An 11,328-nucleotide genomic window follows, 5' to 3' on the forward strand; every position below is an offset into this window, starting at 1 on the left:
CACCATTTTTTGATTATTTGCACCTCAGCTTTAAGCTCATGTACTTCAGTACACTTCGCTCAAAACTTCGGCACAACTAACTCAAAACAAATTATTTTGTACGCAAAACGAGCAAAAGCCCGTTTTACTACGTTAACACTAGGTTTTACTCAGCGTAAAGCTCATCGAACTAGTTCGATTTTGATAACAGCATACAAAACTTTATAACTAAAAGTGGCCCCATCGTCTAGCGGTTAGGATCCATGGTTTTCATCCATGTTACAGGAGTTCAATTCTCCTTGGGGTCACCACTTTTTCTCCAAACTCCCCTATTTTAAACACTTTTACAAATTGATTATTTAGATATATCTATTTGGTACACATTTTGGTCCACAAGCAGGACTCATTTATGGCTACTTATCTACTTGAAAGAAACAAAAAACTCTATTATCGTAGACGAATTCCAACACAACTTACAAAATACTTCTCAAATATGTCAGAAATCAGATTACAAGTGTCGCAAAAGTCCTATTTCCAAGCTACCATGTGCATAGATGTTTTAAATTCACTATTTGAGGAAATGACTACTATGATATATTTAAGTAGAGAAAATGAAAAAGATGCAATCATCATGGACTATATTAGTAAAATGAATGATTATAGTAATGGTGTTGAGCCAACGCCCATCATAACATATTCGATGAAACAGTTTTACGAAGAAGAAAATACAAAACTAGATAATCAACTTCTAGACAAAGTAAAAGAGCTTAATTTAAAAGATAAAAAAGACCTCATAAAAAATCTTAACATTTTAGATAAACTAGCTCACATTATAGATGTTAAAAAGGACTTTACTAATCCCAAGACTACTACACACAACCCTGCTCTAGCAGAAAAGACAAATATTACTTTTAAAAATCTTTATGATATGTTTTTAATAAATAAAAAAGAAGAGTACCCTGACCTAGCAAGAACCACTTGGCGAGACTATCAATCAGCATATAATGACTTCTTGTTTGTTGTAGCAAATGCAGAGAGCAGAGATATATCATCATTCACAAAAGATGACTTTAAAAGCTTTTCTGATGCTCTACACCATCACATACCAAAAAGCCGTACTAAAAAACAATATAAAGACTACACTTATGAAAATCTCAAAAAAATAGAACTAAAAGAAGATGAAAAACTAGCAACAGATACAAAGAAAAAGAAAATGTCACTAATTAGACAAATGTTTGACATCGCTGTTAATTCAGAAGATATTGCTATATCTGAAAACCTTGTAATCCCATATATAATAAAAGATAGACAAACTATAAAAGGTAAAACAGCAAGACAAAATAAACAAGAGGCTAGAAAAGCTTTATCAGAAGAAAATCTCTCTAAGTTATTTAGCTCAAAACTCTATACAGAGAAAAAAGACTATACATTGAAGTTTCAACCAGAAAAATTTTGGATTCCACTACTGGCAACATACACAGGAATGAGACAAAACGAAATTTGTCAACTAAAAATCAGTGATATAAAGCAAGAAAAAATCAGTACTGGCGAACTTGTTTACTGCTTTGAACTCAATGAAGATGAAGATAAACATCTTAAAAATGAAAATGCTTATCGTTGTGTTCCTCTTCATCCAAAACTCATAGAGCTTGGTTTTATAGATTATTATGATTCCGTTAAAAATAAACAACCTACACTCTGGAAGAACTTGCGACTACACCCTACTGAAGATAGATATAACACAGACTACAACAAGTCGTTTATGAAATATTTCAGAAAATATGTAACAAAAGACTCAACGCAAGTATTTCACTCATTAAGACATAATGTAGCAAGTCAACTATTAAACAATGCAGTCATTCATAGACTTCCAAAAGCACTAATGAACCAAATTTTAGGACACGCACCTGACAAAGATGAGACATCACAAACTTATTCTAATGGATATGGGATAGAACAGCTATATGAAGGAATAAAAACTCTTGAATATGTGGGATTGTAAATAATTTTTTGGAGTAATTTATTTTAATCAAGGGGAGTCTAATTCAATACACCTTATTAGTGCATTGAATTATATTTTATTGTTTTAAATCTCTTAGATTTTTAATCCAATAGCCACCGCCGCCTAGTTTTGAAGACTCAACTATTTCTACATCTTTTTTATCATAAGTTTTGTAAAGATCTTCTTTTTTAAGGTAATCTAAAACAGCTTCTGCATCCCATACTAAAACATTTACAGGCTTCTCTTTGTAAAATGCCGCTTCCATAAAACCAGCATGAACAATTCTAACTCCTGAAATATTACAATAGTAGGTATTTAAACCAAATGCATCAAATGCTGAGGCAAACCCACCACCTGCACTAGCTCCACACTTCTCTACAAACTCTTCCATTGTGGTAATCGTGCTACCATCAAAGTTAGACATAGCCTTTGGAGCATTTACTGCAAAGTATTTTTCACCTCTCTCAAGTGCAATTTCTGCAACATTTTGAAAAGTAAAGTATGCTGATTCTTCTATGTCAGAAGCTCTTGAGAGGCTATTACTACTATCGTTTCTTGTAGCTACTAAAAAAATCTTCTCCTCTTTTATGTTTGCTTCTGGATGTCCATCTATCTTGCTTATCTCTGATGGTGTCCCTATTTGGTGTGAACTACAACCACTCATAAAAAAAACTACTGAGAGAGTAGCTAAAACTACTGTACTTATTTTTTTCTTCATTTCTTGCCTTTAAAATTATAAAAATATGCCAGCTATTTGCTTTGATATTTTTTCTTCCAGTAAAGGTTGACCTTTTTCTGGTGTTAAGTGAACCCGCTTAGCCTCTGCGATAATCCTAGTTGCATAGTCTATGCTCTCATCGCCCTGCTCAGTTATCACAACATCTACTTGCATACGAACTTGACCATCAGCTACTGCATAGGCAAAAACTCCTCCAACTACAGCACCAACCAAAGCACCACCTACTCCATCTTTTGCTCCCTTTGCAGCTAACATAACTATACCTGTACTTGCACCTGTAACAGCTGCTGCACGAGCCTCATTTTGTTGTCTGTTTGCATTCATATTTACTGTATTTACTCTTAGTATATATGTTGCATCTTCTGGGCTATTAATAAATTCATAGTTTTTTTCTATTAATTTATCTTTGACTAAAAAGCCTATATTGTCATCAACACTTGTTGTGTTAGTTTTTACCAAGTATATAGTTTTTTTAGGTTGTAAGTTTTTTAAAAAAACACTCTGAGTCATTTTACTATCCATCTGTAGTGAAAATGTTCCGCAACCAGTAAAACTTACAATTACAACTACAATAAAAAACAATCTGTAAAACATTTATTTTTCTTTTGTCATTAACATACCAAAAGAACCACTTAATCCACCAATAACCTGAATTAACCTCCAGCCTTCTTTATTCATTTCTACTAGTGATTTTCCTTGACAGGCTCCACCACATAGATTAACTGCATCTCCAATGGATGCATATGAATATTTTTCTGTACAACTAGCTTTGGAAAAACACACAGTTTGCTCAATTTTTTTTGCATAAGCTCCAGAAGAGAATAGTAAAAATAAAGCTAACATAAAAAATAATTTTCTCACACAAAAACCCCATAAATTAAATTACTTAAATATTGTTAAATAAATAAGCATATTAAAATTCTATCTAACACTATATATGTGGTTGCTTAAATTTTCTGATACTCATAAAATTCTACACTGTATAAGGTGTTGAATATTGAATAATGAATTAGATTTAAAATCTAAAATTTTTTTAGACTTAGTTTCTGCTAATGTTACAAAAGCAAGAATTGCTAATGGTTATAGTCAGTTAAAACTTGCTACTGAAATGGGTTATTCTAGTGCCTCATACTACGGAAGAATAGAGCTAAGAAAAAATAATGAGCATTTCAATTTAGTTCAGTTATATAAAATTTCACAAATACTTGAAATACCAATAGAAACATTTTTTAAACAGCAAGATTAACATCTATTGCTACCTATAACTTGGGATAGTATATATTAATTTTTTGTTCCCGCTACACTATCTCTTTTTATGTTTTTCAACATTAAAAAGAGATAGTTCCTCTACTCTGTTAATACTTCATACTGTGCTTCCAAATATATCTTAAATAACTTTTTTCTATAAAACACTTCTAAAACTTTTATCGTAAAAAACTCTTTCCAATAGTCAAAGTTGTATTCTCTTCCTGGAAGTAAATACCCTTGAAAATTATTAAAATTAAAGCCAAGTAGGTTTTTTGGAAACTCGGTAAAATCCCATTTTGAAGCCTTCCAAATAAATTCATTAAAAGACTTAAATTCGTATTTCGCTTTTACTTTTAAAACACCTGTTCTTTGCATTTTAGCAAGAGTATACAAACTATGTTTATCACTCTTACTAATGACTTTTTCCTTGATTAACTTACTTTTAATAGCTCTAAATTTTGTTAAGGGGAACAACACTCCTCTTTTAAAACTAAAAGGGTTAATTCTTAGAAAACTAAATACCGCTCGTTGCAAACCAAACTTTGTTTCATCGTTAGAACGAGTTTTTAGTAAATATTTCATTATATAGCGACTAACTGAGCTTTTAGACTGCTCTTTTGTCTCTTTTTTTAAAGTCAATACTCTAATTATAAAACCTTTTCCAGCATTTTCATGGCCCTTATCGAAGAAATTTTCGTGTGAATAACTTAGTAATAGATATTCGTTTTTCGATATTTTCTTATATTTTAATTCATTTGAAATTTTCCCCCACGACTTGCTATCTACTGTTAAGTGTGTTCTACCTAGTAAAGGAAAATCTAAAAGCTTTCTACCTATTAAATTTATCATATCAAGTAAATTTTTTTCTTTGATATATAAAGCTTCGTGAAGATGTGCATTACCAATTTTAGTAAATTCTAACATTCTCATCCAAAAAAAATTATCCATCCTATATTTTGTTAATCTGTCAGAGTACAGTAACTTCATAAAATATCTAAGTGTAGATACTTGTTCATATATCATTTTTGAATGTTCCAAGAAACTCATTTTTGATTCTAACTTTTTTAGTTCCTCACTGGATAATGTTAATGTAAGCATATATGACTTTAAAGTAAACTCTTTATTATGAGCTTCTATTGAACTCATAATATTTTGAACTTCTGCTTTTAGTTCAATTTGCTTTGCATCGTGCAAAGTTTTTAGACTGCATATAAACTCTCCAGTCTCTCTTTTTCGTATATATGCTTTATTGATGAAGCTTTCGTTTTGTTCATCTGCATAATTTCTATAAATAATACAGTTTCTATGAAAATTAGATGTATTTATGTTTATTGCTGTCAGATTGTCCGGGAAGTTTGTATAAGTATACAAGGAGAGAAAATCTTTTTTTTCTTGATTATATTTTTGATTGTCAATATACCCTGAAACAAAGTTGAGTCTTGTTTTTATTGTCTTGAACATAGTATTTCCTAAAAATTAGATACTATGTTTTAAATGATGTTAAATTTTTATATTTTATTTAAAGGAAGTTCTGGAAAGATAATATTCTGTAATTTTAGAACGATGATGGTTTATCTCTTTTGAGACAATTAAAAGTGCTTCCTTGTAGTTTTTAGATTTCAATAGCTGCTCTATCCTATTTTTCACATATGTATATCTCATATCGTGACTCGTAATATTCATTGATTTTAAAGCATTCTGATAAGATTGATAATTTACTGTTTCACTGTTTTTAAGTATCTCTATAAGTTCATTAGCTAGAGGCTTTGGCTCATATTTATGATTACCTTTTCCAACTAACCCATGTATCATATTATCTTGCTTGATGTATATTTGTGGATTTTGTAAAAGCTCTATAGCTTCTGACACTCTTATTCCTAAACTACTTTGTAATGTTGCTAGTGCTGCAAAAGATGGATGTATGTGATTAAGCTCTCTGATTACTTCTTGAATATTTTGGATATCTCTATTTTCTGTTTTTTGATTGTCTTCATTATTTTTTTTGATGAAATTCACATGTGTATCGAAAACTGACTTATCTATAATAATAGTAACTCCACTATTTTTTAAAGCATCAGTGAGAGCTGAAAAGCCTCTAGTGAAATTTATTGCAGATTTTTGACTCAATGTTGCAGTTTTATATTTTAAAAACTTACTTATTATCTTGTTGTTCATATAATTATTTAGCTTAGCTTCATTATGTTTTAGTGAAGTTACATACTCAGTAAAAGATTTTAAGTAATAATCTCTTTTTAATGCAAGAGAATTAGAATGTGTAAGATGTAAGTCTTGCTTATTGTGTCTGCTTTGTCCTCTTGCTTCTATCCTGATTTTTGCATTTTTTATTTGTTTTTCGAATGTCAAGCCCTTCAAATTTGCCATAATTTCCACTCTTCATATTTAAGTATGTAAGTTCTTATAGTTTGCCTTGAAACCTTTATGTTATACAATCTTTTAAGCTCTAATGCTATCCATCCCCACCCCTGAGAAGTACCTATAGCTTTATTATACAAATCTATAATATCTACTCTATATTTTCGAATTGCACTGTGTTTCATGTCAAAATCTGGGTACTCTAATCCAAGATTATTTTTTTGAGCTTTTTGTAGTTTGTCAGCGACAATACTTATGCATCTTGCAACAGTGTACGTGTTTATGCTGTTTTCTTTTAAGTAAGATGTACACATGTAAAGTGTAGATTGAACATCTTTTTCTGAACAACTAAATATATTTGATAATCTGCGAACATCATTTCTTTTAAAAGACATAATTAAGCCTTTAAAAAAACATAATTAAGTTCAGTTTCTTCAAATTCATATATTAGTCCTGATTTTTCAAGAAACCCTATATATTTATCTTCGTAATATAAATTTGAAATATTTGTTTTTCTTACTATTTTTTTACTATTTACAATAGTCAGTTTTTCTTTTATCACATCAATAATATATGTATCATTATTTGAATTGAAAACTATTTTTTTTAACATTTAAACTCCTTGTTTGTTCAAAATGTGAGAGCTATCCATAATGGAAAACTAAAAAAATATAGTGTACAGCAGAAAATTCAGACAAGTAGTTTATTAAAACTACCAAATATCAATTACACACTCAATCACGACCAACAGAGTATTTAAATTTTTATATAGTGTACTTTTTAAAATACACAAACTCTCATTGAAACTATGGAAGTATAGCTGCCACCTCCTCTATGATATTTCTAACTAACTTCATTTATAAATCTCCTTTTATTTTTCTTTGTTTTAAGACATTTTGTCTATTTACTATTATAAACATCGTTTTCAAAAGATATTTTAAAAAAAAAGCTTGATTTATTTATAAAAATGGGGTAAAATTTTACAAAATTCGGTACACAAAACGGTACACAAATAGTTCTGCTACTCAATTAAGAAAGGCTTATAGGGCTTTACTTTGAGAAGATAAGTTTCTCCTTGGGGTCACCACTTTTTCTTCAAACTCCCCTATTTTAAACATTTTTATAATCGCAAATTCTAATATCAAATACAATTTCCAACTAATCTAGCTAGCCAGTCTTTTACTCATTTCACTAATATTAAAAACAGTTATGCATCTCTTTTCATTAACTTTAACACGATAGACTTTTGAAATAACATAATCTTATTATGCTTATAAATTATCCAAAAGGAATATATATGAAAAGTAAGTATACACTATTAACAGCGACACTTTTAGTTGGAGCATTATTTACGGTAGGTTGTAGTTCACACAAAACGAAGACACCAGATAAAAAAACAACAAAAGTTGTTAAAGAGAAGAAGGATTCAGTTATTTCTTCTAAAGAAGTTGCAGATAAAAACAAGAGTTTACTAAATAAAATTTCAGCAATAGAAGCCAAAATAGCTACTCTTGAGGAAAACATTGCCCAAACTGCATTAGGTGAAGATAGAGCTAAGCTAGTTAAAAACAGAGCTAAATTGGAACAAGAAATAGAAGAAATAAAAAATCAACAAATTGAAAATGCTAAAGCATTTCAAAAGTCTCGACAAAAAAACAATTGAGTGCTCTGAACAATTATTAAGTTGGATCCTGAATCAAGTTCAGGATGACGTTTTGTTTGTTCAGGATGATGGTTTGTTTGTTCGGGATGACAGTTTGTTTGTTCAGGATGATGGTTTGTTTGTTCGGGGTGACGCGATTCCGTCATTCCGTGCTTGACACGGAATCTAGCTTATAGATTAAGCAGAAGGTTCAATTAATATTAATAACTAAAAGATAATTCAACCAAATTATTTTTTACAAAATTCTAGTATAATGACAAGCTAGTCCTCAAAAAGGAACAAGATATGAAAAAGTATAAATGTGTGTTTTGCGGTTATATTTATGACCCAAAAGTAGGAGATCCTAAAGCGGGAATAGCTCCTGGGACTTCTTTTGAAGATTTGCCAGATGATTGGGTTTGCCCAAACTGCGGCTCAGCTAAAGAGTATTTTAACCCTGTAGAATAAACCTATCTCAATGAGTAGTCTATGGGAACATGCAAGGTCAGATCTTCTTTTGGCCTTGGAAACTCTCCAGATAAGTCTTCTATAGTTTTAATTGCTGAACGACTTAGTATCTTACTCTTTGAAGATATAACTTCAATAGAGTGAACTCTCGCATCCTTAGAAAGTACAAACTTAACTATAACTTCACCCTCTTCTTGCATCGCTCTAGCTCTTCTTGGATAGTAAAGGTTTTCTTTTAACAGCTGTACAATTTTTGCCAGATGCTCCTGCATATACTCTCTTTGAAGTTTTACTTCTTTGCTCTGAACATCTTTAACTTCTTCTTTTTTTGTTTCTTTAGGTACTTGCTCGATGCTTTGTTTGCTAATCTGTTCAACTTTTTCTTCTATAATTTCTTTTTCTTTTACCACTTCGTGTTCTACTATAGGTTCTGGATCTGGCATCACAACAGGAACTTCTTTAATAATCTCTTTTTTTACAACTTTCTTTAGCGTAGGCTTTGGTTCTGGTTTTTTAGTAATAGGTTTAGGATCTATCTTGGGTTCAATAATAGATTTTGGTTTTGGAAGGACTATAGGTTTTTGCGCAACTACATTACACAACTCTATACATACTTTTTTCTCTACTATTTCTTCTTTTGTAGAGATCACACTTTTGTATGTAAAAACAACTAAAACTGCTATTAGTGTGTGAAATGCTAAAGATAAAAATATTGAACTGCTATGTCTAATCATAGCGATGATAATATCAAATTATATGTTAGATAAGAGTTAAATGCAGAAATATAAAATCGACTGTGGTTGGGATGCTAAAAACGACACAAAGTGCCGTTTTTACACATTTACATCATTCCAGGCATTCCGCCCATTTGTGGAGGCATTCCGCCCATGTCTGCATCGCTTTCATCTTTTACTTCATATATTGCCGCTTCTGTTGTTAGAAGTAGACTAGATACTGATGTTGCGTTTATAAGAGCCACACGAGCTACTTTAAGTGGGTCTATGATGCCCGCTTCAAACATATCTACATACTCACCAGTTGCAGCGTTAAAGCCAACATTAGGATTCTCAGCAATCTCTACAGCATTTACTACTACACCAGCATCATAACCAGCATTTTTAGCGATTTGCTTGATAGGAGCTTTTACTGCGCGAAGAATAATTTCACAACCAATTAGTTGATCACCTTCAAGATCTAACTTAACTTTTGCCGCCGCACGAACAAGAGCCGCTCCACCACCTATGATGATGCCCTCCTCTACTGCTGCTTTTGTAGCTGATAGTGCATCATCTACTCTATCTTTTTTCTCTTTCATCTCAGTCTCAGTTGCAGCTCCAACTTTGATAACTGCTACACCTCCACTAAGTTTTGCAAGTCTCTCTTGAAGTTTTTCTTTGTCGTACTCGCTACTTGTTGCTTCAAGTTGAGTTTTTATCTCAGAGATTCTAGCGTTTACTGCTTCTTTAGTTCCTGCACCATTTACTATAACAGTGTTGTCTTTATCAATTACCACACGAGATGCTTGTCCAAGAAGAGATATATCAGCACCCTCTAAAGTGTGACCTGTCTCTTGTGCTATAACAGTTCCAGCAGTTAGTGTTGCTATATCTTGAAGCATCGCTTTTCTTCTATCGCCAAAACCAGGAGCTTTAACAGCAGAGATGTTTAAAACACCACGAAGTTTGTTAACAACTAAAGTTGATAATGCTTCACCCTCTACATCTTCAGCGATGATAAGAAGTGGACGAGAAGTCTTTTGAACTTGCTCTAGAACTGGTAGCAGATCTTTTAATGAAGAGATCTTGCTATCAACAAGTAAGATCCAAGGATTTTCAATCTCAGCAGTCATTTTTTCAGTGTTTGTGATAAAGTAAGGACTTAAGTATCCGCGGTCAAACTGCATACCCTCAACAACTTCTAACTCATCAGAGATCCCCTTAGCCTCTTCAACAGTGATAACACCATCTTGACCAACTCTCTCCATAGCTTCGGCAATCATATCGCCGATAGAAGAGTCAGAGTTTGCAGAGATAGTAGCAATCTGAGCTATGTCTTTTTTACCACTTACAGCTTTACTTGCGGCTTTTAGGTTTGCTAAAATCGCCTCACAAGCTTTGTCCATTCCGCGTTTTACTTCAACAGGATTTGCTCCTGCTGTAATGTTTCTTAATCCTTCACTAAAAATAGCATTTGCTAAAACTGTAGCTGTAGTAGTTCCATCACCTGCTTCATCAGCAGTGTTTGATGCTACTTCTTTTACAAGTTGAGCACCCATGTTTTCTAGTTTGTCTTTTAGTTCTATTTCACGAGCAACAGATACACCATCTTTTGTTATGATAGGAGCACCGTAGCTTTTTTGAATGAGTACATTACGACCACGAGGTCCCATTGTAACTTTTACCGCATCTGTTAGTTTCTCAACTCCACGAGCTAGTGCATTTCTTGCATTATCTGAAAAAATTATCTCTTTTGCCATGTTTGTTATTCCTTTTTATTTAATTTATATACTAAATTTTATCCGATGATTCCAAAAATATCATCTGTATCTATCACTATATACTTCTGCGCATCTAGTGTAATCTCATTTCCTGAGTACTTTCCAAATACAACTACATTACCTTCATTAATCTCGCTGACTTCTTTGCTAACAGCCACAACCGTGCCTTGTGATGGTTTCTCAGTTGCATTGTCTGGGATGATGATACCAGATGCAGTTGTATTTGACTCTTCTTGTCTTTTAACTAAGACTCTTTTGCCTAGTGGTTGAAAATTCATTAATTCTCCTTGTATAGTTTATGATTTGAGATGGTTATATTACAAAAATAAGGTAACAAAGTCAATGAGTTTAGTACCTTAGACTAAACTTTATTTACAAAA

General features: G+C 32.0%; 14 protein-coding genes and 1 tRNA gene. 5 read left to right on the forward strand and 10 right to left on the reverse strand.

All coding sequences use genetic code 11. The features are described from left to right. Positions 1–215: 215 nt before the first annotated feature. Both M0Q24_RS10590 and M0Q24_RS10595 read left to right on the forward strand, forming a co-directional pair. Positions 216–290 (forward strand) — tRNA-Glu (locus M0Q24_RS10590). 278 nt (positions 291–568) lie between these two features. After that, positions 569–1,981 (forward strand): site-specific integrase, encoded by a 1,413-nt coding sequence (locus M0Q24_RS10595; protein WP_295050480.1) that lies wholly within the window; start codon positions 569–571, stop codon positions 1,979–1,981. Positions 1,982–2,057: 76 nt separating this feature from the next. Here the strand turns inward: M0Q24_RS10595 and M0Q24_RS10600 are convergent, their stop codons facing one another. Genes M0Q24_RS10600 through M0Q24_RS10610 form a run of 3 tightly spaced genes read right to left on the reverse strand, consistent with a single transcriptional unit; the run spans position 2,058 to position 3,581 of the window. Then, positions 2,058–2,699: a hypothetical protein gene (locus M0Q24_RS10600; RefSeq protein WP_295050482.1), complete on the reverse strand. Its 642-nt coding sequence runs from the start codon at positions 2,697–2,699 to the stop codon at positions 2,058–2,060. Positions 2,700–2,714: 15 nt separating this feature from the next. Continuing rightward, a complete protein-coding gene (gene traT / locus M0Q24_RS10605) occupies positions 2,715–3,314 on the reverse strand; it encodes a complement resistance protein TraT (protein WP_295050484.1) in 600 nt (199 codons plus the stop codon). Further along, positions 3,315–3,581, reverse strand: a complete 267-nt coding sequence (locus M0Q24_RS10610) for a hypothetical protein (RefSeq protein ID WP_295050486.1) — start codon at positions 3,579–3,581, stop codon at positions 3,315–3,317. It abuts the gene before it with no gap. 136 nt (positions 3,582–3,717) lie between these two features. Between M0Q24_RS10610 and M0Q24_RS10615 the strand changes: the two genes are divergently transcribed. Next, positions 3,718–3,966 (forward strand): helix-turn-helix transcriptional regulator, encoded by a 249-nt coding sequence (locus M0Q24_RS10615; RefSeq protein ID WP_295050488.1) that lies wholly within the window; start codon positions 3,718–3,720, stop codon positions 3,964–3,966. A gap of 101 nt (positions 3,967–4,067) precedes the next feature. Here M0Q24_RS10615 and M0Q24_RS10620 read toward each other — a convergent pair whose 3' ends face one another. Genes M0Q24_RS10620 through M0Q24_RS10635 form a run of 4 tightly spaced genes read right to left on the reverse strand, consistent with a single transcriptional unit; the run spans position 4,068 to position 6,954 of the window. After that, positions 4,068–5,429, reverse strand: coding sequence for a hypothetical protein (locus M0Q24_RS10620; RefSeq protein ID WP_295050489.1), 1,362 nt, complete (start codon positions 5,427–5,429; stop codon positions 4,068–4,070). Positions 5,430–5,483: 54 nt separating this feature from the next. After that, positions 5,484–6,350 (reverse strand): hypothetical protein, encoded by an 867-nt coding sequence (locus tag M0Q24_RS10625; protein ID WP_295050491.1) that lies wholly within the window; start codon positions 6,348–6,350, stop codon positions 5,484–5,486. Beyond that, positions 6,338–6,736, reverse strand: a complete 399-nt coding sequence (locus M0Q24_RS10630) for a hypothetical protein (RefSeq protein WP_295050493.1) — start codon at positions 6,734–6,736, stop codon at positions 6,338–6,340. Before M0Q24_RS10630 ends, M0Q24_RS10625 begins: the two co-directional genes overlap by 13 nt. 2 nt (positions 6,737–6,738) lie before the next feature. Next, positions 6,739–6,954: a hypothetical protein gene (locus tag M0Q24_RS10635; protein WP_295050495.1), complete on the reverse strand. Its 216-nt coding sequence runs from the start codon at positions 6,952–6,954 to the stop codon at positions 6,739–6,741. Positions 6,955–7,638: 684 nt separating this feature from the next. Here M0Q24_RS10635 and M0Q24_RS10640 point away from each other — a divergent pair. Next, on the forward strand, positions 7,639–8,004 hold the full coding sequence (locus M0Q24_RS10640) for a hypothetical protein (protein ID WP_295050496.1): 366 nt from the start codon (positions 7,639–7,641) through the stop codon (positions 8,002–8,004). A gap of 285 nt (positions 8,005–8,289) precedes the next feature. Beyond that, positions 8,290–8,451, forward strand: coding sequence for a rubredoxin (gene rd / locus M0Q24_RS10645; RefSeq protein WP_295050498.1), 162 nt, complete (start codon positions 8,290–8,292; stop codon positions 8,449–8,451). Between the two features lie 2 nt (positions 8,452–8,453). On the opposite strand, the gene M0Q24_RS10650 is transcribed toward rd, so the two are convergent. From M0Q24_RS10650 to groES, 3 genes are all read right to left on the reverse strand, one after another. Continuing rightward, positions 8,454–9,185, reverse strand: a complete 732-nt coding sequence (locus M0Q24_RS10650; RefSeq protein WP_295050500.1) for an energy transducer TonB — start codon at positions 9,183–9,185, stop codon at positions 8,454–8,456. 107 nt (positions 9,186–9,292) lie between these two features. After that, positions 9,293–10,927, reverse strand: a complete 1,635-nt coding sequence (gene groL / locus M0Q24_RS10655; RefSeq protein WP_295050501.1) for a chaperonin GroEL — start codon at positions 10,925–10,927, stop codon at positions 9,293–9,295. Positions 10,928–10,965: 38 nt separating this feature from the next. Beyond that, entirely contained in the window at positions 10,966–11,226 is a 261-nt protein-coding gene (gene groES, locus M0Q24_RS10660; protein WP_295050503.1) for a co-chaperone GroES, read from the reverse strand. Between the last annotated feature and the right edge of the window lie 102 nt (positions 11,227–11,328).

It is taken from the genome of Sulfurimonas sp. (assembly GCF_023228785.1).
GTDB lineage: Bacteria > Campylobacterota > Campylobacteria > Campylobacterales > Sulfurimonadaceae > Sulfurimonas.